Source organism: Micromonospora sp. NPDC047644, assembly GCF_040704315.1.
Lineage (GTDB): Bacteria > Actinomycetota > Actinomycetes > Mycobacteriales > Micromonosporaceae > Micromonospora.
Genome location: NZ_JBEYSY010000007.1, coordinates 238,725 through 261,923, shown reverse-complemented (window position 1 = coordinate 261,923; position 23,199 = coordinate 238,725). Strand labels below are relative to the sequence as shown.

The following is a 23,199-nucleotide window of genomic DNA, read 5'->3' as shown; positions in this document are numbered from 1 at the left end:
CGATGGAGAAGACTGTGTACAACTCTTTCCCCCTGCACCCCGAATGCCCCGACGTGCGCCGGCTGGCCGACAACCCGGCCGAGGCTCTGCTGCGCGCCGAGGCGGACATCGTCGCCGCCGAGAACGCCGCCGAGTTCGACAGGTACCGCACCCTGGAGAACCTGGAGGAGGCCCAGCAGGACGGTCGCGGCGTGACCCGGCGGACCTTCGTCGCCGGTGCCGCGGCCACCGCCACCGCGCTGGCCACCGCCCAGTTCGTCACCACCTCGGCGTCGTTCGCGGCGACCAAGACCGGCACCCTGATCCACGTCTTCCTCTACGGCGGGCTGGACGGCCTGAGCCTGATCGCGCCGGACAACGACGCGGTGCTCAACAAGGCCCGCCCCGACCTGCTGCTCGGCAACGACTCGCTGGCCCTGGGCCGCGGCTTCAAGCTGACCGGCGCGTTCAAGCCGCTGGAGAAGTGGCTCACTGCCGGTCAGCTGGGCTTCATCCCGGCCGTCTCCGACGAGCGGCTGTCCCGCAGCCACTTCCAGGCCGCCGACGCCTGCAACCTGGGCGGTCTGCCCAACGAGACCGGCGGTCGGGGTTGGCTCGACGGTCTGGTCGACAACCTGGGCAAGGGCACCGCGTTCCGCAGCGTCGGCATCGGCAGCACGCTGCCCCGCTCGCTGGTCGGCAACAACGGCGCGCTGTCGCTGAACAACGTCGGCTCCCTGCGGCTCAACGGTGACGACAAGTTCCGGGCCGCCACCGAGAAGGCCATCAAGGGGCTCTTCACCGGAATCAACCACCCGGTCGAGGACGCCGTGCAGGAGGGCATGGGCGCGCTGGCCACCGCCCAGAAGCTCGCCGCCAAGCCGTACCAGCCCGCCGAGGGCGTCAAGTACGAGGGCGTCGGCAACGCGTTCCAGCAACTCGCCCAACTGATCAAGGGCGGTGCCAACGTCCGGGTCGCCACCGTCGGCATGGGTGGCTACGACACCCACGAGAACCAGGGCACCCGCGAGGGCGGCCAGCTGTACCGCCGGCTCAACGAGCTGGCCAACGCGATGGCCGCCTTCTTCACCGACCTCGGCCCGAAGGCCGCCGACGTGACGATCATGGTGTCCAGCGAGTTCGGCCGTCGGGTCGGCTCCAACAACAACGGCACCGACCACGGGCACGGCGGTGTGGTCACCCTGCTGTCCGGCAAGAAGCTGGCCGGTTCGCTGCTCGGCACCTGGAACGGTCTGGACAAGCTGGACTCCGGTGACGTGCCGGAGTACAACAACATGTTCAACGTCTACGGCGCGGTGGCGCAGGGCCGGTTCGGGCTCACCAACGCGGAGGTCGACAAGGTCTTCCCCCGCCAGAAGTACGCCCCGATGAAGCTGTACGCGTGACGTATTCGCACACCCACGCCGCCGGCCGTCGTACCGGGACCTCGTCCCGGCACGGCGGCCGGTCGGCGGTACCCGTACCCCCGCAGATCCCGGCCCGGCGCGGGCCCGGCGGCCGACGGCTGCTGGGCGTGCTGCTCCTGGTCGGCCTGCTCGCCAGTGTGGTGCCCTGGTGGCTGGGCACCCCGGCCGGATCGCTGCGGACCACCGCGGCCACCGTCACCGCCGCCGGCCGGATCACCGGCCTGGTCGCCGGCTACCTGCTGTTGGTGCAGGTGCTGATGATGAGCCGACTGCCGGTGCTGGAACGCTGGATCGGCGGCGAGCACATGGCCCGCTGGCACCGGGACATCGGCGCCACCCTGCTGGTCACCGTGCTGGCGCACATGTCACTGATCCTGGTCGGCTACGCCGACCTGCGTAACCAGTCGATCCTCGCCGAGGTCGGCACGTTGCTCGGCGACTACGAGGACATGGTCTCGGCGTTCGTCGCCACCGGCATCATGGTGCTCGTCGGGTTCAGCAGCATCCGGGCGATCCGGCGGGCGCTGCCCTACGAGCTGTGGCACCTGCTGCACCTGTCCAGCTACCTGATCCTGTTGCTCGGCTTCGGCCACCAGTTCACCCACGGCGCGCAGCTCTACAAGCCCGGCCCGGTACGCACCGGCTGGATCGCGCTCTACCTGCTGGTGGTCGCCGCCCTGCTCTGGGGCCGCGTGATCGCACCGCTGGCGTTCAACCTGCGCTACAAGCTGCGGGTCGCCGACGTGGTCGCCGAGAGCCCCGACACCATCTCCATCTACCTCACCGGGGAACGGCTGGGCCGGCTGGCGATGCTCGGCGGCCAACACTTCCGCTGGCGGTTCCTCACCCGGGGCTGCTGGTGGCAGTCGCACCCGTTCTCCGTCTCCGCCGCCGCCAACGGCCGCTGGCTGCGGGTCACCGTCAAGGTGGTCGGCACCCACACGGCCGACCTGCGCGACCTGGAGCCGGGCACCCGGGTCTGGGCCGAAGGCCCGTCCGGAACCTTCACCGCCGCGCACCGGCTCCGGGAGCGGGCGCTGCTGATCGCCGGTGGCAGCGGCATCACGCCGATCCGGGCCATGCTGGAGGAGCTGCCGCCGGGCGCCGCGCTCATCTATCGGGCCCGCACACCCGCCGACGTGCTGCTCAACCGCGAATTGGACTGGCTGGCCCAGGAACGCGACACCTCCGTCTGGTACGTCATCGGCTCCCGCGACGACCCCGGCCCCCGCCAGCTGATGAGCCCGGACGGGCTGCGGCAACTGGTGCCCGACGTGGCCCGGCGCGACGTCTACCTCTGCGGGCCGCCCGGTTTGGTGGAACAGTCGGTGCGGGCACTGCGGCGGGCCGGCGTGCCAAGACGGCAGATCCACCTGGCCACGTTCGAGCTGTAGGAAGGGCATCCCCATGCGTCGCGCGCTCCTCGCGATCACCGGCCTGGCCGCCAGCACCACCGCGCTTGTGGTGTTCAAGGGCTCGCCGGGCACCAGCCAGGTCGCCCAGAACCTGCCGACCGCCCAGCCGGTCAACCCCACCCCGCAGGAGGTCGAGCCGAGCGCCGACCCGTCGGGCGGGGCGCCGAAGCCGTCGGAGACCGCCGACGCGCCGCCTTCGCCCAAAGCCACGAAGAGCACCGGCCGTCCGTCCGGCACCCGCACCACCACGAAGGCCGCACCCCGGACCACCACCAAGGCACCCCAGTCGACCACCCGCCGGGTCACCGGCAACGGCTTCGACAACGAGTACGGGTACGTGCAGGTGCAGATCGTCGTCTCGGGTAACCGGATCGTCGAGGCCGTCGCCCTGTCGCTGCCCAGCGGGGGTGAATCCGACATCCACAGCGGCGACGTCCGCAACCGTTACGACGGCAGGGGCGGCGAGGTGGTGCAGAAACAGAACGCGAACCTCAACACCGTCTCCGGTGCCACCGAGACCAGCAACTCCTACAAGCAGTCGCTGCGGTCCGCCATCGAGCAGGCATTCTGACGTGCGGGCCACGCTGACCCGACCCGGGCTGTGCCGCGTCGAGCAGATCATGGGTACGACGATCACCCTGGACCTCGCCGACGATCTGCCACCGGCGACGTTGCGCGAGCTGGCCGACGAGGTCTTCGCCTGGATGCACGAGGTGGACGCGCGGTTCAGCACCTACCAGGCGGACAGCGAGGTGTGCCGCTTCGACCGTGGTGAGGTGCTGCTCTCCGAGGCGTCCGCTGACCTGCGGTACGTGCTGGAGACCTGCGCCGACCTGTGGGGCGCCACCGACGGGTTCTTCGACGCGTACGCCACCGGTCGGCTCGACCCGTCCGGCTTCGTCAAGGGCTGGGCCGCCCAGGTCGCCTCGGACCGCCTCGTCGCCGCCGGTGCGGTCAACCACTGCGTGAACGCCGGCGGCGACGTACGGGTGCGGGGTCTGTCGCCGTCCGGGGAGCCGTGGCGCATCGGTATCCGGCATCCGTGGGACGCGATGGCGGCCTGCCTGGTGCTGAGCGGGACCGACCTGGCGGTGGCCACGTCCGGCGTGTACGAACGCGGCCGGCACGTGCTGGACCCGCGCCGGGGCGCGCCGGCCAGTGGGCTGCGCTCGGTGACGGTGGTCGGCACCGACCTCGGGGTGGCCGACGCGTACGCCACCGCCGCCCTGGCCATGGGCACCCCCGGCCTCAACTGGCTGGCCCGCCTGGACGACCACACCCACGCGGCGATCACCGACAACGCCCGCGAATACCACTCGCCCAACCTCCCCCTAACCAACTAGCCCGCCCCCCGCCCCCGCCCCTCCCACGCCCCTCCCGCCCCCGCGATCTTGCACTTTCGGTTGGCGTTATGTCCCTGTGCCTGGAGATTGTCGGGACAGAAAGTGCAAGATCGCGGGAGGTCGGGGCGGGGTAGGGCGGCGCGGGCGGGGCTGGGGAGAGGGAGCGGGGTGGTTAGCGGAGGGGGCGGTGGGTGCTGGCTGGGCGGGAGCCGGTGGGGCGTGGGCGGCCGGGGCGGGACCCGGACGGTCGGGTGCCGGCCCAGCGGCGCCCCGGGTGGCTGCGCCGGGGCGGCTCGGTGCCGCCAGGGTGAGGCGCTCTGTCGTTTGTGGACATCGTTCCCCCGTTCGTGGCGCGCGTTCGCACCGTCCCCCTGTCAACGAGGACCGACGCCTCGGCGACGCTGTCGGGCACCGGATCGAATCCTCGACCGGGCCGGTCTCACATACCTCGCCGAGGCAGCGGCAGATGACCGGGGAGCAGGTCGGGGGCGAGCGTCACCCCGGCGGCGCGCAGCGCCCCGATCAACGTGTTCTGCACGAGGTACGAATCCGGAAGCTGCCAGCGGGCCTGCTCCGGGGCGACCGCCCAGCGGACCGTGCCCTCCGGCAGCCGGGTGGGCGGCGCGGGGATCCACGAGCCCGGCCCGTGCCGCACCACGTGGAAGCAGTGCTCCAGCTCCGGCCTGAGCGGGTCGCCGGGGCGGACCAGGAACATCCACCGCCCGGTGGGCGTAACCAGCACCGGTCCGCGTACGCCGGTGCCGGCCGGGTGGATCTGGACGGCGTCGAGCACGTGCCGGCCGAGGTGGGCGGGCACCTCCAGCACGTCGAAGGCCCGGCCGGTGGGCAGCAGCACCCCGTGCGGCCGGCTCCGCCACCAGGTCGCCACCCGGGCCGGGTCGGTGCTGGCGGCCAGCTCCCAGTTCTCCAGGGCGGGGTGGCAGCCCACTGTGGGGCAACCGGCTCGGCCGCAGACGAACCGGCTGCGGGCCAGACAGGCCCCCGGGGTGACCTCCCAGCCGTGTACCGCGTACCGGATGGCGACCCGGCGCAGCCGGACCCGTTCCAGCGGCGACAGTTCGGCAACGCGCGGTACGACATTTCCCCACATGTGTGCCATATCCTCTCGTCGGGCCCGGCTTTCACCAGGTCGCATGTCGAGCACCGTCACTGCCGTAACCCACGCTCGTTGAGGTTGACGAACGGCTCGTGCAACTTGCACGAAAAGTACGAGGGCTACCTGTCCGGCTGACGTACATCCTGTGCGACCAGCCAAAACCTGAACATGAACGGCAGTCGCCGCACCCGCGGACATCGCCCCGACTCGATTGGTCGTCGGTGGCAGGGGAGGATGGGGAGATGGACGAGCTACCCATAGGACGGCGAGTGGCCTACTGGCGGGGGCGGCGCAAGATGTCGCAGCAGGTCTTCGCGGACCGGCTGGGCAAGTCCAAGAGCTGGGTGGACAAGGTCGAACGCGGCGTCCGCCGGTTGGACAAGTTCTCCGTCCTCTACGAGATCGCCGACATCCTCCAGATGGACGTGCAGCTGTTGATGGGCAAGGACCCGGAGCGGCGCGCCGACGCCCTCAACTGCATCGACCAGGTCGAGGTGCAGGAGATCCGGGCGGCGCTGGAACGCTACGACTCGATGAGCGCGTACTTCGACGCGGCGCCGTACCCGCCGCCGATGGACGACATGCGCAAGGCCGTCAACCACGCCTGGCTCACCTACCAGTACGGCCGCTACGGGATGCTCACCCGGGCGCTGCCGAAGCTGCTGCGCGACGCCCAGGCGGCTGACGCCGCGTACGGCGGTGAGCAGGCCGCCGAGGCGGCCCACCTGCTCGGGCAGGTCTACCAGATCGCCTCCTCGGTGCTGCGCAAGCTGGGCGAGTGCGAGCTGGCCTGGTTGGCCGCCGACCGGTCGATGGCGGTGGCCCAACGGGCCGACGACCCGCTGCTCGCCGGGATCGCCACCACCCGGGTGTGCAACGCCCTGGTCGCGATGGGGCGGGCCCGTCCCGCGCTGGAGCTGAACGTCCAGATCGCCAACCGGCTGGCGCCGGGCGGAAGCAACGCGGTCTCCCCGGCCCGCCTCTCCGTCTACGGGATGCTGCTGCTGCAGGGCGCGATGGCCGCGTCGCGCATCGGTGACTCGGCCAGCGTCGACGACCTGATCAACTGCGCCCAGGAGGCCGCCACCCTGCTCGGCGGCGACCACAACCACTACTGGACGTCGTTCGGCCCGACCAATGTCGAACTGCACCGGGCCGCCGCCGCCGTGGAGCTGGGCGACGGGGGGCGGGCCGTGGAGGTGCACCAGTTGCGCATCGCGGAGCCCTCCTTCAACGCGCTGCTGCCCGAGCGCCGCGCCCACCACCTGCTCGACATCGCCCGCGGTTACGCCCAGATCGGTGACGTGGCGAACGCCGGCGAGATGCTGTTGCTCGGTGATCGGCTCGCCCCGTCGGAGATCCGCTGCCGGCCGATCGCGCACGAGGTGATGTCCGACATCCTCCGTCGCACACGTGGTGCGCCGCCTTCCCCGGTAGCGGAGTTGGCTGAGCACATGGGAGTAGGGGTATGAGCGCGGAGCCGGTCTGATGGCCGGTGCAGCGCACAACAGCGGGCACCGTGAGGTGCTGTACGTCATCGCCTGCGGCTCGCCGCTGGCCCGACACGTCGGTCGTCTGGTCGACCTCGCCCAACAGGACGGTTGGGACGTCTGCGTGGTCGCCACGCCGGACGGCGCGAAGTTCGTCGACCAGTCGGCCCTGATCCGGCAGACCGGCCACCCGGTGCGGACGCACTACAAGAACCCCGGTGACCCGGACGTGCTGCCACCCGCCGACGCCATGATCGTCTGCCCGGCCACCGTCAACACGGTCAACAAGTGGGCCGCCGGGATCACCGACACGCTGGCGCTCGGGCTGTTGGTCGAGGCCCAGGGCAAGGGCGTCCCCATCGTGGCGGTGCCCTACACCAACGCGGCGATGGCCGGCCACCCGGCGTTTCGGGCCGGGGTGGCCCGGTTGGCCGAGTGGGGCGTCACGGTGCTCTTCGGCGACGACGTGATCGCCCTGCACCCGCCCGGAACGGGGGAGCAGCACCTGCACGCCTTCCCCTGGGCGATGCCGCTGGCCGCGTTGCAGACCGTCTCCTGGAGCGCCGCGTAGCGGGTCCGGCAGATCTTCCACCCGACGCGGCCGGGCCGGGTGTCACCGCCCGGCGGCCCGGACGCCGGTAAGCTGGCCCGCCGTGAGCACAAGCGGATCCGCCCCCACAGTCAGCGACGTGGTGGCCGCGCTGGAACGGCGTTTTCCGCCGGTCTGGGCGGAGGAGTGGGACCGGGTGGGCCTGGTGCTCGGTGAGCCGGCCGCTCCGGTCCGACGGGTGCTCTGTGTGGTCGACGTGGTGCCCGAAACCGTCGACGAGGCCCTCGCCGCCGACGCGGACATGATCGTCTCGCATCACCCGCTGCTGCTGCGCGGGGTGTCGTCGGTCGCCGCGACGACCTTCAAGGGGCGGATCATCCACCGGTTGATCCGGGCCGGGACGGCGCTGTACGCGGCGCACACCAACGCCGACGTGGCCTCCCCGGGCGTCTCCGACGCCCTCGCCGCCCGCTTCGGGCTCACCGGTCTGCGCCCCCTCCAACGACCCGCGCCCGGCTCGCCCGCCCACGGCGACGACAGGGGTTTCGGCCGGATCGGCGAACTGCCCGAGCCGATGACCCTCGCCGCGCTGACCCGGCACGCGGCGGCGGTGCTCCCCGTCACGTCCTGGGGAGTTCGCGCGGCGGGGGATCCCGGGCGTATGGTTCGTACCCTCGCCGTCAGCGGCGGGTCGGGGGACAGCTTCCTCGGCGCCGCGACCGCCGCCGGGGTGGACGCGTTCCTCACCGCCGACCTGCGGCACCACCCGGCCGGCGAGCACCTCGCCGCCGATGGTCCCGCCCTGATCGACGCCGCCCACTGGGCGACCGAACGACCGTGGCTGGACGACCTGGCCGCCTTCCTCCGGGAGGCGCTGGACGTCGAGACGCTGGTGTCCGACCTGGACACCGACCCGTGGACCGTGCACGCCGCCGCACCCGTTGTGGACGACAAGGAGCCCGACCGTGAAGGCTGACCCTCAGGTGCAGCGCCGCCTGCTCGACCTCCAGGCGATCGACACCAACCTCGCCCAGCTCGCCCACCGCAGGCGAACGCTAGCCGAGCGGGCCGAGCTGGAGTCGCTGGCCCGGGAGTTGTCGTCGATGGAGGACGAGCGGGTTCGCGCCCAGGTGGCGGTCGACGACCTGGACCGGGACATCGCCCGGTTGGAGAAGGACGTCGAGCAGGTCCGGGCCCGCAAGGAGAAGGACGAGAACCGGCTGGCCGCCGGCACCGGCCCGGCCCGCGAGCTGGAGGCGCTCCAGCACGAGCTGGTCTCGCTCAAGCGCCGCCAGGGCGACCTGGAGGACGCCGAGCTGGAGCTGATGGAGCAGCGGGAGACCGCGCAGGGCGTACTGGACGGCGTGGAGCAGCGCCTGGCCGAGACCCGGGACAAGCGGGCCGCGACCGAGCAGCGCCGCGACGAGGCGCTGGCCGAGATCGCGAAGGAGGAGGAGTTCAAGCGGGGGGCCCGTCAGCCGCTCGCCGCCGACCTCCCGAGCGAGCTGGTCAACCTCTACGACAAGATCCGCGAGGACACCGGGTTGGGTGCCGCGCTGCTCACCGCGGGTCGCTGCGGCGGGTGCCGCCTGGAGCTGTCCGGCGCCGACCTGGCCCGCATCCGCAAGGCCGACCCCGACGACGTGGTCCGCTGCGAGGACTGCCGACGGATCATGGTCCGCACCAACGAGTCGGGCCTGTAGGTCGTGGCGCCGCGCGTCGTCTCCATCGAGGCCGACGGTGGGTCCCGGGGCAACCCCGGCCCCGCCGGCTACGGCGCGGTGGTCCGCGACCCGGAGACCGGCGAGGTGCTCGCCGAGCGGTCCGAGTCGCTCGGCACGACCACCAACAACGTCGCCGAGTACCAGGGCCTGATCGCCGGGTTGACCGCCGCCGCCGAGCTGGGCGCCGCCGAGGTGGACGTCCGGATGGACTCAAAGCTGGTGGTCGAGCAGATGTGCGGCCGGTGGCAGATCAAGCACCCCGGCCTGCGGCCCCTCGCCGCCCAGGCCGCCGCGCTGGTGGGCCGGTTCACCGCGGTCCGGTTCAGCTGGATTCCGCGCGAGCAGAACCGGCACGCCGACGCCCTCGCCAACGCCGCCATGGACGCCGCCGCGGGCCGTCCGCCGGCCACCGCGGCCCCCGCCCGTCCGGCGGCGACCGCGGCCACCGGCCAGCCCTCGACCACGCCGGCCGCCCCGATCGTCGGCAGCGACCCGGCGACCGCGCCGGCCTCCTGGGAGCCCCGGCCGAGCTTCACCGCCACCCGGCTCATCCTGGTTCGGCACGGCGAGACTCCGTACACCGAGCAGGGGCGCTACTCCGGGCGCGGCGACGTGCCGCTGTCCGAGCGCGGCCGCGCCCAGGCGCAGGCCACCGGCGCCCGGGTGGCCGAGCTGGCCCCGTCCGTCGCGGCCGTGCTCAGCTCACCGTTGTCCCGGTGTACGGCCACCGCGGCGTCGATCGCCGGGGCGCTCGGTGACGTGCCGGTCCGCACCGACGACGACCTGATCGAGTGCGACTTCGGCCAGTGGGAGGGACGTACCTTCGCCGAGGTGCGCCAGCAGTGGCCGGGGGAGATGGACGCCTGGCTCGCCTCACCCCGGATCGCGCCGCCGGGCGGTGAGTCGTTCACCCAGGTCGCCGAACGCGCGCACCGCGTCATCAATGGGCTGCTGACCGCGTACCCCGGTGAGACGGTGGTGGTCGTCTCGCACGTCTCGCCGATCAAGCTGGCGCTGCGCGACGCCCTCGCGGCCGGCGACGGCTTCCTGCACCGGCTCTTCCTGGACGCGGCCGGCATCTCGGTGCTCGACATGTGGCCGGACGGCGGCGTGGCGGTGCGCACGGTCAACGACACCGCCCACCTCGCGGCCCTCTGAGCCGCTCACCCTTCGGCTGGTGGCCTGCGCCGTTCGGCGCAGGCCACCAGCCGTTCGGCGCAGCACCCTCCGAACGGGTCACGTGACGCCCATCACAGAGTCGTAGCCTCCGGCCGTTGCATCGAAAGCCACGACTCCCCGGAGGTGTGTCAGATGGCTGCACCCGAACCGGAGGCGCCGCCCACGGCGCCGACCAGGGCAAAGGACCACAGCCCCTGGAACTGGTTGCTCTTCATCCCCATCGTGGTGCCGCTGATCCCGGCGTTCTTCAATGGCGACTCGCCCCGGGTCTTCGGCTTCCCGCGCTTCTACTGGCTGCAACTGGCCTTCATCCTGCTCGGCGTCGGCACCACCACGTTGGTCTACCAGATGACGAAGAAGCGGGGTGACTCCTGATGTGGCGCGACCATCTCACCGAGATCATCGTCTTCTCCGTGCTGTTCCTCCTGGTCAGCGTGATGGGCTTCGTGGCGGCCCGCTGGCGGGCACCGAAGGACATGGCGCACCTGGACGAGTGGGGGCTGGGCGGGCGCAGCTTCGGCGGCTGGATCACCTGGTTCCTGGTCGGTGGTGACCTCTACACCGCGTACACCTTCGTGGCGGTGCCGGCGTTGATGTTCGGTGCCGGCGCGGCCGGGTTCTTCGCCGTGCCGTACACCATCGTGATCTATCCGTTGGTGTTCCTGGTGCTGGTCCGGCTCTGGTCGGTGTCGCACCGGCACGGGTTCGTCACGCCGGCCGACTTCGTCCGAAAGCGCTTCGACTCGCCGGTGCTGGCCCTGCTGATCGCCATCACCGGCATCGTGGCCACCATGCCGTACATCGCGTTGCAGCTGGTCGGCATCGAGGCGGTGCTCAAGACGATGGGGGTCACCGGCGACAACGCGCTGGCCCGGCACCTGCCGATCATCATCGCGTTCGCGATCCTGGCCGCCTACACGTACCAGTCGGGCTTGCGCGCGCCCGCGCTGATCGCGTTCGTCAAGGACAGCCTGATCTACATCGTGATCCTGGTGGCGGTCATCTACCTGCCGTACAAGCTGGGCGGTTGGGGAGACATCTTCGCCGCCGCGGACGCGAAGTTCGACGCCTCGCCCAACCCGAACGACGGCATCCTGCTCAACGGCAACAACCAGCTCCAGTACGTGACGCTGGCGTTCGGCTCGGCGTTGGCGCTCTTCCTCTACCCGCACAGCATCACCGGTGTGCTGGCCAGCCGGAACCGTGACGTGATCAAGCGGAACATGTCGGCGCTGCCCGCGTACAGCCTGCTGCTCGGGTTGATCGCGCTGCTCGGCTACATGGCCATCGCGGCCGGCGTGAAGCCGCTGCCCGGCAGTTCGGCCGGCTCGGTGGACAACAACACGGTCGTCCCGCTCCTGTTCGACCAGCAGTTCCCCGACTGGTTCGCCGGTGTCGCGTACGCGGCCATCGGTATCGGCGCGCTGGTGCCCGCGGCGATCATGTCGATCGCGGCGGCGAACCTGTTCACCCGCAACATCTACAAGGAGTACCTGAAGCGGGATGCCTCCCCGGCCCAGGAGGCGAACGTCTCGAAGATCACCTCACTGGTGGTGAAGGTCGGCGCGGTGGCCTGCATCGTCTTCCTCGACCCGCAGTTCTCCATCGACCTCCAACTGATCGGTGGCGTGATCATCCTGCAGACGCTGCCGGCGGTGGCGCTGGGCCTCTACACCCGCTGGTTCCACCGCACCGGCCTGATCGTCGGCTGGGTGGCCGGCATGGGGCTGGGCATGTGGATGCTCTACCAGGTGGCCAGCCCGACCCGCAAGCACTTCGGCGGCTCGGCGTTCCCGCTGTCGGAGTTCGGTTTCGACACCACCAAGACGATCTACGTCGGCATCGTGGCGGTGGCCGTCAACCTGGCCGTGGCGGCGCTGGTGACGCTGGCGCTGCGGGCCGCGAAGGCGGACGACGGAGTCGACGGCACCGAGCCGGACGACTACTTCGCCGACGAGGGCGACGCCCGCGTCAGCCCCGGAACCGAACGCGACGCCGACCCAACCCGCGAACCAGTCGCCTGACCGAAGGTACGCCCGGGTGCCGACGCCGGTCGGTGCCCGGGCGTATCTGTGGCCCAGTGGTCTGAGGTCCAGTGGTCTGTGTCCGGTCGACTGGGGCCTGTCGTCGGCGAGGTGGTCGTCGTCGTGGGGTGGTCGTCGTCGTGGGGGTCATCGTCGTGGGGGTCATCGTCGCGGGCGTCGTCGCGGGGTGGTGACGTGGTTTCGGACGCTATCGAGCTGATGCCGCAAACGAATCATGCGCCCTCCAGCAGAGGCAGCGAGGGCCGGCGGGGTCAGCCAGGGCTGGCCCCGTCAGCGAGGGCCGGCGGGTCAGCGAGGGCCGGCGGGTTCGGCGAGGGCTGGCGCCGTCAGGGAGGGCTGGCGGGTTCGGCGAGGGCTGGCGCGGGTCAGCGAGGGTTGGCGTAAGGCAGCGACGGCTGCCGGGCCGGGCCGACGGCCTGGCGCGCTTCGACTACCAAGATCGTGCTCGATCCTTGTTGTAGTGGTGTCGGGGTGCTCGGGAGGCCACTACAACCAGGATCTTGCGCGATCTTGGCGGTGGGAAGAGCTTTCGCGCGGCCGGATGGCGCGCTGAGCCAGGCCGTGGGACCGGCGCGCGTGGTCAGCGGCGGCGGTTGCGGTCCACCAGGGCCTGGTTGAGGCGGCCCAGCAGCCGTGCCAGGGTCTCCCGGTCATCGGCGGTCCAGTCGGCGAGCATGTCCCCGTAGAGCCGGGTGCGGGCGGCCTGGACGGCGGCCATCCGTTGCAGACCGGTCGAGGTGGGGGAGATGACGGTGCCGCGGCCGTCGGACGGGTCCGGGGTACGGGTGATCAGGCCGTCGCGCTGAAGCGCGGACACCTGCCGGGTGACTGTCGAGCCGTCGAGGTTGAGCCGGGCGGCGAGCGCCGAGACGTTCTGCGGGCCGGCGTCGGCCAGGTGGCGCAGGATGACGTACGCCGCGCGGTCCAGCACCCGGTGCTCGGCGGTGCCGGTGGCCCGTCGGGTGGCCTCGCCGAAGCGCATCAGCAGGGCCACCTCGGTCTCGATCTGGCCGAGGGTGCTCTCGTCACTGTCGTCGCTCATAGCTGTATCATACAGAATAAGTACCTGTACGATACAGCTATCTGAGGAGTCGGAGTGGATCGGCGTTCCGAACCGAACCGCAGTGCCATCTACGCCACCACGCTGGTGGCCTTCCTCGCCATCGCCGGCATCGCCGTCGTCGACCCGATCCTGCCCGCCATCGGCGAGGCGATCGGCGTCACCGCCTGGCAGGTCGAGCTGCTGTTCACCGCGTACATCGCGGTCATGGCCCTTGGCATGATCCCGGCGACGCTGGCCAGCGGCCGGTTCGGCTTCAAACCGGTGCTCATCACCGGCGTCTCCGTGGTCGGCGTCGCCGCGATCCTCGCCTCGTTCAGCGACAACATCGTCCAGCTCTCCGTGCTGCGCGGCGTCTGGGGGCTGGGCAACGCGATGTTCTTCGCCACCGCCATGGTGGTGCTCGTCAACCTGGCCGTCGACCGGGAATGGGTGGTGGGCCTCTTCGAGACCGCCCTCGGCCTCGGCTTCGCCGTCGGACCGCTGATCGGCGGCCTGCTCGGCGAGGTCAGCTGGCGGCTGCCGTTCTTCGTCTGCGGCGTCTTCATGGTCCTCGCCCTCGGCGTGGCCTCCCGCAAACTCCGCGAGCCCACCAACCGGCAGGCCCCGGTACGCGTCGGCCAGATCTTCGCCACCTACCGCCGCCCGGCGTTCATCGCCCTCTGCGTGGTCACCGCCGCGTACAACTTCGTGTTCTTCGTGGTGCTCGGCTACACGCCGCTCTTCCTCGGCCTGGACGTCATCCCGCTGGGGCTCGCCTTCACCGGCTGGGGTCTCGGCCTGGCCGCCGGCATCATGGTGATCGGTCACCGGCTGGCCCACCGCATCGGCGCGGTACAGACCGTCGGCGTGGCCATCGCCGGGCTGCTGGTCTGCATGGTCCTCTTCGCCACCTCCACCAGCACCGCCGAGGCGCTCGTGGTGCTGGTGCTCGCCGGACTCTGCATGGGCCTGGCGAACGCCAACCTCACCGACCTGGCGCTCGGCCTCGGCTCCAGCGACCGGCGCGTCGCCACCGGCGCGTTCAACCTGGTCCGCTGGGGTGCCGCCGCGCCGGCACCGATCATCTCCGGCAAGCTCGCCGAGCAGTCGCTGGCGCTGCCGTTCTGGGTCGGCTTCGGGGTGCTCGCCGTCGGCGTGCTCGTCTACCTGGCCTTCGCGCACCTGATGGCCGCCGGCTACGGCGAGCGGGTGCTCTGGTCCCGCTGGAACCGCGCCGCCGCCGACACCGAACACGAGCCCGTCGGCGAGACCTACTGACCGGCTCGCCCCGCCCCCCTCATGCCCCCTGCCGCTTCCGCGGGCGAGCCGGCCACGATCCGCTCAGTTTCAGGGAAACTGCTGCCTCCGGCGCTCGCTGAGGCAGCAACATCCCCGAAGTTGCGCGGATCCTGGCGGTGACGCCGCTCAGTGTAGGGCGCGCCAGAGCAGGTAGAGGCCGATCGTCGTACCGAACACCACGATCACCGTCTTGAGCACCACCGGCGGCAGCCGGCGGACGAGCCGGGCGCCCGCGTACCCCCCAATGAGGGTGGCGGGCGCGACCACCGCGACCGCCGCCCAGTTCAACGGGCCGAACAGGGCGAACACCACGAGCGTCGTCAACCCCACCACCGCGGAGAGCAGATTCTTGATGGCGCTCACCCGGGCCAGGGTCGCGTCCAGCACCAGGGCCAGCCCGGCCACCAGCATCACCCCGAGCGCCGCACCGAAGTACCCGCCGTACACCGCGCCGAGCGCGACCATCGTCTGCACCGCGACCGTCCGTCGGCGTGGCGACAGGTCCCGGGGGTGACCGACCAGCCGGCGCAGCGGGTCCTGGAAGGCCAGGACCGCTGTCGCGCCGAGAACCAGGAAGGGTACGACCAGCTCGAACGCGCGGGCCGGAGTGGCCAACAGCAGCAACGCCCCGACAATCGTGCCCACGATGGTGGTGGGAACGAGCGTGGCCAGCGCACGGGGGCGCGGCAGATCCTGCCGGCTGCCCGCCACGCTGGCCAGGTAGCCGGGGAAGACCGCGACGGAGTTGCTGACGTTCGCCGGCACCGGGGGTAACCCGATCGCGATCATCGCCGGAAAGGTGATCAGCGAACCGCCACCGGCCACCGCGTTGACAGTGCCAGCGGCGAGACCGGCGGCGAGCAGCAGCGCGGCGTGGGAGAGATCCATAGCCCCACGAGGCTAGTACGCGCGCCGAACCCGTCGTGAGCTGGCCGGCGAGGCGGAACAGGGCGGCGGTATACCGGTCGCATACTCCGGTCGTGGATACCACGATCAAAGTCGACACCGAGGTACGCGACCGCTTGGCGCTCCTGGCGAACGAACGTGGAACGACGATGCGGGACCTCGTCTCCCAACTCACCCAGGCGGCGCTCATCGCCGACGAACTGCGCGGCCGCGCTGCGCGCGCGGAGCAGTACGTCCGGCTGAAAATCGCTTCCGACCTCAGCCCCGACGACCTCACCCGAGGCGAGGACGTCTGGGCGGCCGTCGAGGCTGGCAACGCGCCGGAATCTCTAGCCGACGATGGCCGGAAGGCGGCGTGACCGAGGCCGCGGTCATCTCGACCACACGGCGCTGCTCGCGCTCGGTGCCGGCAACCCGGCGCTCTCCGGGCTCGTGGTCACCGCACACAGGGGTGCGGGGCGACACGTCCAGGTGCCGGCACTCTGCCTTGCCGCGGCCACCTCCGCCCGCCCCGGCCCTGGGAGAGCACATCGGTGCACTACCAGCGCTGGAGGTCGTCGAGCTGGGCTACGCGACCGCTCTGCTGGTGGGGCGTCTGTTACGTCAAGGTGTGGACTGGCAGCTAGCCCATGCCGCCGCGCTGGAACGTCCCGACGCCGAGTGGCCCACCGGGCGTCCGGTCCTCACCGAGTTGCCGAAGGCGTACGCCGGAACCGGTGTCGTGACGATCAGCGTGAACTGACCGCTCGCTACCCAATGTCCGTCCTCACGGCGCGCTGTCCAGCGGGCCAGGTCTGTCGAGGGCCCGCCTGCGGGGCAGGTCTGCTTTGACACCCGCGTGCGGGGCGGCAATAGGTGCGCGAGCGGCGTCGTTAGGATGAGAGCGCGACGGACGAGTCGACCGGGCGGCCGCGTCGGCGGGCTTCGGCCCGCCGCCGAGGAACGTCCGGACTCCACAGGGCAGGGTGGTTGTTAACGGCAACCCGGGGCGACCCGCGGGACAGTGCCACAGAAAACAGACCGCCGACCCCAACGGGGACGGTAAGGGTGAAACGGTGGGGTAAGAGCCCACCAGCACCCCGGGTGACCGGGGTGGCTCGGTAAACCCCACCCGGAGCAAGGCCAAGCAAGGGCCGTCACCGCAAGATGACGACCCGGCGCAGACGCTTGAGGGCTGCCCGCCCGATGTCTGCGGGTAGGCCGCTGGAGCCTGCCGGCAACGGCAGGCCGAGATGGATGGCCGCCGCCGGCGCAAACCCCTCGGGGTACGCGCCGCGCACAGAATCCGGCGTACAGGTCGACTCGTCCGTCGCCCACCAGGCCAGCCACCCCTAAATGGTGGCTGACCTGCTGTTTCTTCAAGCGCTGATGGTCGTCGGCGGTTATCTCTGGTCAGCGTTCGACGGCCCGGTGGCGGCCCAGACGGCCGAGGGGCGGCCCAAGAGCAGCCACCCACCGGATGGCCACTCAACGACCAACATCTGTCAATGCTATTTACTGCTCGTCGTCGATCAACTACAGATCCTGTATGAAGATCCTTCGGCGGTACTGGGGGCTGCTTGCTCTCTTGGCGTTGATCGCCGTCTGGTGGTCCGGCAACGCCGGCCCTGAGCTTCTCTACTTCCTGTCCGCCGGAGTGGTCATATGGTCGCTGCTTCAGGCACCCGCGTGGTGTGGTGCCGGTACGCGCAAGCGGGGAGCCTTCTGCCGCAACAACTCCTACGGACTGCTGCTCGGATGCCACCTACGCGAGCACAGATGGCAGAAGTTCAAGCTGCTCTTTTGGAATCGCCGATGGGCTGAGTTCAGTCGCGGGACCTGGGCGACCCCAGCTTCCAGGTTGGCGACCGTGACGGGTCTGGTCGGGACCGTCTCGGCCATCGCCACCGGCATCAAGGACTTCGCGTGAGTTGAAGCGGAACTGCTAGCCGCGATCTGCTCACCAGCGGTGGTGGCATCCGCGCCCTGTGCACACGGCGTCCGAGGTTGCCGTGGCTGGCTGCTGGTCGACACGTTTGACAGTGTCTTGTGCCCCTGTGTGCCCCAGCCTGCCGGGAGCTTCCGGCAGGCCTGTGTCATATCTTGGACACCTTTCCAGGTTCGCAGCCTCGCGCCCCAGTCCGTAGATTGTTTGGATTAGGACTGTTCCTGTCAGGACGGTGGGCCTCTGTGATAAAGCAGCGCCGGGTAGTGTTCGCCAGGATCAATCGCCGCAACAACACCCTCGACATGCGTCCCTTCGCTGCGGACATGCGGGCGCTCGCTGAGAGTCGGCAGACTTCATACCTGGTACCCGCGACGCCTGAGCGGCCAGCCCGTACCTGGTACGCCGCCGACATGCGCTTAGCCATGGGCGAGGACTTCATGACCGGGATCTTGGGGTACTCAGTCGCCGACCAGAAGCGTTTCTTCGACCCCGATGGTTGGTCGTGGATCAAAGGGCCAACCGAGGACTCTGACGCAGCATCCCAAGACACTGTGGTCCCGTTCGCGATTGACCTGCGAGAACACAACCGGTGGGTAGCTTTCGCAACCACGGGACGAATTCAGCCAGCGAGCTTCCGGCCCGGGCTCGGTCAGGTGCTCTCTACGGCGGCCCAGAACCTCCACCTGCTGCCGGCCGACTGGGAATGCGACCCTGTGGTCTCCCAGCACACTGTGCAGGAGTGGATCGAGCAACACCCGTTCGTGAAGCTCCTCCGTCGCACGGTCAAGTTCTCGAACCCAGGACGGGACCTTGATGACGTTCGCAGCAAGATGCGGGCGATGAGGGCTCGACGCGCGACCGAGGAGTTCGCCGCCTACCACTCGCAGGTGCTGGATGTTGAGTCCGAAGCATTCCAGGACAAGCTACAAGGCCTAGAGACAGGCGACAGCAGGGTGCAGATGAGGTCACGGGAGGCCCAAGGCGTGGATGCCACGTTTGACAGTGACACCAAGACCGACGACACCCAGATCGACGACTACGGTAGGGATCTTGAGCGGGGCATGGACCTCGTGCTTCGGGCACTCGTCGTCTATGCGGACACCCGGCCGCCAAGGCCCGTCGCCTAACTGGTCATGTTCGATCTCCTGTCACACCCGGGGCGTACGTTTGTTCTAACGCATGGGAGGTGTGACGCGCATGGCGAGTCGGATCAATCGGCACCTCTGGGAAGCGCTCGATTTCAAGCTCAGCGAGGTGCTGCGCGTGGATCTCGGCGTCGGCGTCGCCTTCGGAATCGCCGCGCTCGCCTTGTCGTTCTCTCACCCCGACGCTGTACTTCGGGCTGCCCCTGGAGCGATCGGGGTAGTCGGCGTCATCGTGGGAGCCGTCATCGCGGGAATCTCCTTCCAGGCTGCGTTCATGGATCAAGCTTTCTTGAAGAAGCTACGGGCCATCGAGTCCGAGCCGGTGTACTACTTGGCGCCCTTCCTGTTCACGGCGGTGCTCGGTGTGACCTCCATGCTTGCCTTGATCGTGATGTCAGCCGTCAGCCCGAAGGCCCCCGAAGCGCTGATCGCACTCGTCAGCACTCCAACCGCCCTCTTGACGACGTGGACCATCGCGAGTCTGATTCCGGGGTTAGCGACCTTGGTGCAGTTTGTCGGCTTGAAGATGGACGCCCTCGACGTTCCCGATGAGATGTCAGAGGATCAGCGTCGGCTGCCTCAATGACACCCGCCCATCCTGAAGCTCCTTCGGATACCAAGCCCGGTCGACCATCGCATCTCGGGGAGCTTGAAACCTTGGGACCCGAAGGAATGGTCGCTGCTCGTTGAGCTGCTCTAGCAGGATGATCGGCTTCAAGGATCATCCTCCACAGATCCCGCCGCGCCCGACACTAATGTCACTCTCCATCGCCTTCGGTGGTCGGCTCTGGCATCGGCCGGCCGCCGACGTAGCGGGGTTCTTTTGAGCTCCACGCCGGCGAGAAGGGAGTCCATTCTACGCCGACTTGGCTCGGCTCCTTGACCCTTCCCCTGGGCTTTCGCAACAAGAACCCAAAGACTAGAACAAAAAAGGCCGACAAAATGATCACCGTATAGGCAGAGATAATGGCGGTGGGACCACCCTTGGCCCAATTTATTATAGGCTCGGCAGCAAAACCGATATTTTCTGGGGGTCGCCAGGATGCTATAACCTCCAGTGATTCCTTCAGGGCAGGTATGCCAAAAAGCAGCGTAGCAAGGGACCCCATCCCCGCTAGAAGGTAATTTCGCCTAGCGGCTTGCTGGACCTGTACGGAATCCAGGAGTTGCTGGGCCAATCCAAGTCTCTCAGTGAGGCGTTGATGCAGTCGATCGGTATGTAGCTGCCTCAGGATGTCTGCCGAGATTTCTTGAGCCGTTCCGTAGCTGATAGAAGAAGCTCCAAATTCTTCAAGGCCACGAGCGAGTTCTTCCTGAGCTTGCAGAAGTGACCGCCGAGAACGACCTTCCAGCAAGAGTGTTTCGTGGAGCGAGCTGATTTGCCAGTACTGAAGGAGCGCGTTTTCGATGATGACAACAGTGTTAACAACGTTCACGAAAGAGACGCACGGCTCCTGATAGTCGTAGTCCCAGTCTATTACGAAAGCGTTTCCCCCGCAGTAGTACCTTGACGTCTCAGAGCCTACGGACTTGTCCTTCTGTTGAACCTCCGCCACAATCTGATCTTTGATGCGCCCGTAAGGCGGATATCTCATCACGAGTCCGGCCAACTCCCGCGCATGCAGTTTAAACCACCGCTGGCGCGTCCGGCAGCACCTAATTCCTCCCACGAGGACTGTCGTGTAGCAGAAGTAGTCGCCAGTCCGGTCCTGCCGTCTAAGAACTCGCTCGATACGGTCGCGATGCATTAGGAATACGTCAGTCACGCTGATGCCATCTCCCGAACTCAGGGGAGACTCGACCGCCTTGTCAGCCAATTCCGGCCCGACAATCGCCTCGTCGAACACGCAGGATTTGAGTTTCGCACCTTTTCCTGAAGAGATTTTCAGTAGCTCGTCTGTAGTTCTATCACCTGCAACCGTATGAAAGGTTAGCAGCGCAGTCCCAGATCGATGCAGCAGGAGCAACACCATTACTTCACGGTCCGACAGTGAGTCGGATTCCGCATAAAATGGCCTCAATTGAAGCCGAACGAATGGTGATTTCCGCAAATAGATTGGGCTAAGCAGCGATCGATCAACCGCAGCAAGCGCTCCCATGACCTTAGATCTTTCGAAAACCTCTTCATCCATAGCGTCTGCAGCTTCTGCTAAGCCCTGGAGACTGGCGCGATCCTCGGCTCTCTCTTCTTCGCTCGCCTCCTCAGCAAAGGGCTTCCACTTAACCAATCCTCGCCGAATAGCGAAGGCGGCAGTACGCGGATGCCTAGCCGCCCACGTTATGAACTTGGTTTTGCCATCAATGACTTCAGTCAGTTCAGCCAAGCCCTCCAACAGTTTCCGCCGCTTGAGGTCATAGCGGATTTGCCGGCGACCTAAATACACCTTCGGCGAGGAAGGCACTTCGGCAGTCTCCGCTATACCAATCTTCAACAGCTGATTGGCGAGTCGATGCACATCAGTCCCTGCGGGAAGAGAGAACGCATAAGTATACGAGACTCCAGTTGCCGCGAATTTGGCTTGATGGGAAGCCAGATTCCCATATTGGTATGGCAAGGCGGGGACCCCTTCTCGGCGAGTGTGGCTGCTATAAGACGACCAGCTCAACATGCAGATCATCTCGCATGGATGCCACAGCGCTCGATTCCTGCCATCCCGTGTGTCGTCGACCCGCCCTCCGGGGAGCGGGCCGCCGCCCGGCCCGCCACGTCAAGCGGACCTTGACGGCTCGTTCGGACGCTGGCGGGTTGGGCGGGTCTGCTCGGCTTGCCCGGGTCGGTGGCAGGCGGGATGGTCTACCACAACCACCCACACACCGCGACCCACTGGCGAAGCCTTCGCCATCCTGGAGCCGGAGCGCCCCCGCCGGAGGCGCTAACACAATCCCGCGACCACAGCAAGCTCACGAACGCGGTCGGCGTGCGTTCCCCTGCGCCGCGCGGGCACGTGGCCGCGACCCGGCCGGCTGCCGGCCCACGACCACCCGGTCGACGCTGCTGCCGCTATTTCGCGGCCCCTCCGGGCTTCCCGCTGTCCGCGCCAGCCGCCGGGCGTGTTGCGTGGCCGGAGTCGGAGTGCCAGCGAAGCGACGGATGCAGCGGGGTCGAAAAGCCTGACTAGACAAACGGCGGACGCCAACGCGGCCCTGCCTCGACTATCGTGGTTGCCCATGCGGTCACTCGAAGATCTCCGAAACAGAGTGCTCTCTAGCCAGTCAAGGGCTTATGTGGACGAAGCTATCGGGGCATATAACAGCGGTGCTTACCGTTCTTCAGTTATTGCGCTTTGGATCGCCGTTGTTGCTGATGTCATCGATAAGATCCGGGCGATGGCGGAGCAGGGCGAGAAGGCCGCTTGTGTTCTGCGCGACGCGCTTACTGCGGCAATCGACAACAATGATGTTCCCACTCTTCAGCGGCTAGAGGGTCAGTTGCTAGAAGAAGCTGAAAAGCTTCAGCTATTTGGAAAGCGAGAGTGTGAAGAGCTAACTCGGCTGAAAAAGGATAGGAACCTCTGCGCTCACCCCGCTTTCGTTGCTGAGGAGAGCTTGTTTAGTCCGTCGCCCGAGCTTGTCCGCCTACACATGCAAACCGCAGTCGATAATCTTCTTTCGCACGGCCCGGTAGTTGGCAAGATCGCCATTAAGCGTTTCGAAGCCGAGGTGTTGGGCTACTCCTTCCCGTCAGATGATGCCAAGCTTAAAACTTATCTTTGGGAGAGTTACGTCCAGCGAGGTAGTGATAGTTTTATTCGAAACTTCACCAAGGTTCTTGCTAAGGCCGCGTTGTCGGCTGACAAAGATCTGGAGTTTCGGTGGCGGCACGTGCGTTCTTTGAGGGCTCTCTACGACTTTAGGCCTGGTGACGTAGAGGCTGAGCTGCGGGAATTTCTGCGAGATCGGCAACTTCGGTTTAATGAAGACGAGCTTCTCCGTTTCGTTGGTAGTCTACTTTACATTCCGTGCGTGCCAATTTTGTTGGAGGCGGGCACCCGGCATCGCATTGAGTCTCTTGTGCAAGGTAGGCCAGTTCTTGACTTGCTTGCCAGGGAAGAGCTCTTCGCCGTGCTCCCTCCGAGGCCCTACGATGGCTATCTATTGGCCAGGCTCCCCGAGGCGATTTCGAAGAGCAATTCATCCATTCTGGGCGGAACTAGCACTCCTGACCTTCGATTGTTTGACATGCTGCTGGAAGAGTTCCGGACCGCAGGGAGCTTTCCGTACTGCGCAGCCGTTGCTGGCTGGTTCACCGCCATGTCGCCAGCCTTGACCGCAGAACACGTAGCGAAGATTCTCGAAACAGCAAAGCTCAACGATCAGGCCTACGGTTCGGTGCTGACCAACCGCGAATTGGAGCGCTTGAAATGGGCCACCACGGGTCACGCGGGAGTGCCTGAGCTGTTCAAAGCATTCGACGAGTGGCAGGAGGCGCGCTTGACTCCGGCAGCCGGCGCGGCGGAGAGTTCAGGTACCTGACGTCTGCGTCTGACGCCCTGGCGACGCCTTGGGCCGGTGTCAGAAGGATAAACGCCTGTTCAGGGTGCGTGTACCCTTCACAATTCGGCGTACAGGTCGACTCGTCCGTCGCCCGCCAGGTCGGCCGCCGGCACACGG

22 protein-coding genes and 1 other RNA gene are annotated in these 23,199 nt (G+C 68.0%); 19 read left to right on the top strand and 4 right to left on the bottom strand.

What is annotated here, in order from left to right:
- Nucleotides 1-2: 2 nt before the first annotated feature.
- Genes AB0877_RS14015 through AB0877_RS14000 form a run of 4 tightly spaced genes read left to right on the top strand, consistent with a single transcriptional unit; the run spans nt 3 to nt 4,164 of the window.
- On the top strand, nt 3-1,385 hold the full coding sequence (locus AB0877_RS14015; RefSeq protein WP_366608930.1) for a DUF1501 domain-containing protein: 1,383 nt from the start codon (nt 3-5) through the stop codon (nt 1,383-1,385).
- Nucleotides 1,382-2,800, top strand: a complete 1,419-nt coding sequence (locus AB0877_RS14010; RefSeq protein ID WP_366608929.1) for a ferredoxin reductase family protein — start codon at nt 1,382-1,384, stop codon at nt 2,798-2,800. Before AB0877_RS14015 ends, AB0877_RS14010 begins: the two co-directional genes overlap by 4 nt.
- Nucleotides 2,801-2,813: 13 nt before the next feature.
- Nucleotides 2,814-3,392: an FMN-binding protein gene (locus tag AB0877_RS14005; protein WP_366608928.1), complete on the top strand. Its 579-nt coding sequence runs from the start codon at nt 2,814-2,816 to the stop codon at nt 3,390-3,392.
- 49 nt (nt 3,393-3,441) lie between these two features.
- Nucleotides 3,442-4,164 (top strand): FAD:protein FMN transferase, encoded by a 723-nt coding sequence (locus AB0877_RS14000; protein WP_366609039.1) that lies wholly within the window; start codon nt 3,442-3,444, stop codon nt 4,162-4,164.
- A 439-nt stretch (nt 4,165-4,603) separates the two neighbouring features.
- On the opposite strand, the gene AB0877_RS13995 is transcribed toward AB0877_RS14000, so the two are convergent.
- Complete coding sequence (locus AB0877_RS13995) at nt 4,604-5,275, bottom strand: bifunctional DNA primase/polymerase (protein WP_366608927.1); 672 nt, start codon at nt 5,273-5,275, stop codon at nt 4,604-4,606.
- 248 nt (nt 5,276-5,523) lie between these two features.
- On the opposite strand from AB0877_RS13995, the gene AB0877_RS13990 reads away from it, so the two are divergent.
- The 7 genes from AB0877_RS13990 (at nt 5,524) to mctP (ending at nt 12,248) form a co-directional block, all read left to right on the top strand.
- Nucleotides 5,524-6,753, top strand: coding sequence for a helix-turn-helix domain-containing protein (locus AB0877_RS13990; protein ID WP_366608926.1), 1,230 nt, complete (start codon nt 5,524-5,526; stop codon nt 6,751-6,753).
- Between the two features lie 16 nt (nt 6,754-6,769).
- The gene (locus tag AB0877_RS13985; protein WP_366608925.1) at nt 6,770-7,342 is read left to right on the top strand and encodes a flavoprotein; all 573 of its coding nucleotides are present in this window, start codon (nt 6,770-6,772) and stop codon (nt 7,340-7,342) included.
- Nucleotides 7,343-7,424: 82 nt separating this feature from the next.
- Nucleotides 7,425-8,297 carry a Nif3-like dinuclear metal center hexameric protein gene (locus AB0877_RS13980; protein ID WP_366608924.1) on the top strand — a complete coding sequence of 291 codons (873 nt, stop codon included), beginning with the start codon at nt 7,425-7,427 and terminating at the stop codon, nt 8,295-8,297.
- A complete protein-coding gene (locus AB0877_RS13975) occupies nt 8,287-9,024 on the top strand; it encodes a C4-type zinc ribbon domain-containing protein (RefSeq protein ID WP_366608923.1) in 738 nt (245 codons plus the stop codon). Before AB0877_RS13980 ends, AB0877_RS13975 begins: the two co-directional genes overlap by 11 nt.
- A 3-nt stretch (nt 9,025-9,027) precedes the next feature.
- Entirely contained in the window at nt 9,028-10,203 is a 1,176-nt protein-coding gene (locus AB0877_RS13970; protein WP_366608922.1) for a bifunctional RNase H/acid phosphatase, read from the top strand.
- Between the two features lie 153 nt (nt 10,204-10,356).
- Nucleotides 10,357-10,599 carry a DUF3311 domain-containing protein gene (locus AB0877_RS13965; protein ID WP_354942433.1) on the top strand — a complete coding sequence of 81 codons (243 nt, stop codon included), beginning with the start codon at nt 10,357-10,359 and terminating at the stop codon, nt 10,597-10,599.
- Entirely contained in the window at nt 10,599-12,248 is a 1,650-nt protein-coding gene (gene mctP / locus AB0877_RS13960) for a monocarboxylate uptake permease MctP (protein WP_366608921.1), read from the top strand. The genes AB0877_RS13965 and mctP overlap by 1 nt, the downstream gene beginning before the upstream one ends.
- Before the next feature lie 601 nt (nt 12,249-12,849).
- Here mctP and AB0877_RS13955 read toward each other — a convergent pair.
- Nucleotides 12,850-13,311 (bottom strand): MarR family transcriptional regulator, encoded by a 462-nt coding sequence (locus AB0877_RS13955; RefSeq protein WP_366608920.1) that lies wholly within the window; start codon nt 13,309-13,311, stop codon nt 12,850-12,852.
- 54 nt (nt 13,312-13,365) lie between these two features.
- Between AB0877_RS13955 and AB0877_RS13950 the strand changes: the two genes are divergently transcribed.
- A complete protein-coding gene (locus tag AB0877_RS13950; protein WP_357222181.1) occupies nt 13,366-14,589 on the top strand; it encodes an MFS transporter in 1,224 nt (407 codons plus the stop codon).
- Between the two features lie 147 nt (nt 14,590-14,736).
- On the opposite strand, the gene AB0877_RS13945 is transcribed toward AB0877_RS13950, so the two are convergent.
- Nucleotides 14,737-15,498, bottom strand: coding sequence for a sulfite exporter TauE/SafE family protein (locus AB0877_RS13945; protein WP_357222179.1), 762 nt, complete (start codon nt 15,496-15,498; stop codon nt 14,737-14,739).
- A 92-nt stretch (nt 15,499-15,590) separates the two neighbouring features.
- Here AB0877_RS13945 and AB0877_RS13940 point away from each other — a divergent pair, with 92 nt between their 5' ends.
- The 6 genes from AB0877_RS13940 to AB0877_RS13915 all read left to right on the top strand — a co-directional run bounded on the left by AB0877_RS13940 (nt 15,591) and on the right by AB0877_RS13915 (nt 19,174).
- Entirely contained in the window at nt 15,591-15,875 is a 285-nt protein-coding gene (locus AB0877_RS13940) for a hypothetical protein (protein WP_366608918.1), read from the top strand.
- Nucleotides 15,876-16,126: 251 nt separating this feature from the next.
- On the top strand, nt 16,127-16,258 hold the full coding sequence (locus AB0877_RS13935) for a hypothetical protein (protein ID WP_366608917.1): 132 nt from the start codon (nt 16,127-16,129) through the stop codon (nt 16,256-16,258).
- 151 nt (nt 16,259-16,409) lie between these two features.
- Nucleotides 16,410-16,825: RNase P RNA component class A (gene rnpB, locus AB0877_RS13930), an RNA gene on the top strand.
- 219 nt (nt 16,826-17,044) lie between these two features.
- A complete protein-coding gene (locus AB0877_RS13925) occupies nt 17,045-17,425 on the top strand; it encodes a hypothetical protein (protein ID WP_366608916.1) in 381 nt (126 codons plus the stop codon).
- Nucleotides 17,426-17,685: 260 nt separating this feature from the next.
- Nucleotides 17,686-18,570, top strand: a complete 885-nt coding sequence (locus AB0877_RS13920) for a hypothetical protein (RefSeq protein WP_366608915.1) — start codon at nt 17,686-17,688, stop codon at nt 18,568-18,570.
- Between the two features lie 70 nt (nt 18,571-18,640).
- Nucleotides 18,641-19,174 (top strand): hypothetical protein, encoded by a 534-nt coding sequence (locus AB0877_RS13915; protein ID WP_366608914.1) that lies wholly within the window; start codon nt 18,641-18,643, stop codon nt 19,172-19,174.
- Nucleotides 19,175-19,346: 172 nt separating this feature from the next.
- On the opposite strand, the gene AB0877_RS13910 is transcribed toward AB0877_RS13915, so the two are convergent.
- Entirely contained in the window at nt 19,347-21,020 is a 1,674-nt protein-coding gene (locus AB0877_RS13910) for a hypothetical protein (RefSeq protein ID WP_366608913.1), read from the bottom strand.
- Between the two features lie 793 nt (nt 21,021-21,813).
- Between AB0877_RS13910 and AB0877_RS13905 the strand changes: the two genes are divergently transcribed.
- On the top strand, nt 21,814-23,061 hold the full coding sequence (locus AB0877_RS13905) for a hypothetical protein (RefSeq protein ID WP_366608912.1): 1,248 nt from the start codon (nt 21,814-21,816) through the stop codon (nt 23,059-23,061).
- Nucleotides 23,062-23,199: the final 138 nt, after the last annotated feature.

What these genes read in the sequence shown, in the direction of transcription:
- AB0877_RS14015 (WP_366608930.1), top strand. Translation starts at nt 3, where the DNA reads ATGGAGAAGACTGTGTACAACTCTTTCCCCCTGCACCCCGAATGCCCC.
- AB0877_RS14005 (WP_366608928.1), top strand. Translation starts at nt 2,814, where the DNA reads ATGCGTCGCGCGCTCCTCGCGATCACCGGCCTGGCCGCCAGCACCACC.
- AB0877_RS14000 (WP_366609039.1), top strand. Translation starts at nt 3,442, where the DNA reads ATGGGTACGACGATCACCCTGGACCTCGCCGACGATCTGCCACCGGCG.
- AB0877_RS13995 (WP_366608927.1), bottom strand. Translation starts at nt 5,275, where the DNA reads ATGTGGGGAAATGTCGTACCGCGCGTTGCCGAACTGTCGCCGCTGGAA.
- AB0877_RS13990 (WP_366608926.1), top strand. Translation starts at nt 5,524, where the DNA reads ATGGACGAGCTACCCATAGGACGGCGAGTGGCCTACTGGCGGGGGCGG.
- AB0877_RS13985 (WP_366608925.1), top strand. Translation starts at nt 6,770, where the DNA reads ATGGCCGGTGCAGCGCACAACAGCGGGCACCGTGAGGTGCTGTACGTC.
- AB0877_RS13965 (WP_354942433.1), top strand. Translation starts at nt 10,357, where the DNA reads ATGGCTGCACCCGAACCGGAGGCGCCGCCCACGGCGCCGACCAGGGCA.
- mctP (WP_366608921.1), top strand. Translation starts at nt 10,599, where the DNA reads ATGTGGCGCGACCATCTCACCGAGATCATCGTCTTCTCCGTGCTGTTC.
- AB0877_RS13955 (WP_366608920.1), bottom strand. Translation starts at nt 13,311, where the DNA reads ATGAGCGACGACAGTGACGAGAGCACCCTCGGCCAGATCGAGACCGAG.
- AB0877_RS13945 (WP_357222179.1), bottom strand. Translation starts at nt 15,498, where the DNA reads ATGGATCTCTCCCACGCCGCGCTGCTGCTCGCCGCCGGTCTCGCCGCT.
- AB0877_RS13925 (WP_366608916.1), top strand. Translation starts at nt 17,045, where the DNA reads ATGAAGATCCTTCGGCGGTACTGGGGGCTGCTTGCTCTCTTGGCGTTG.
- AB0877_RS13915 (WP_366608914.1), top strand. Translation starts at nt 18,641, where the DNA reads ATGGCGAGTCGGATCAATCGGCACCTCTGGGAAGCGCTCGATTTCAAG.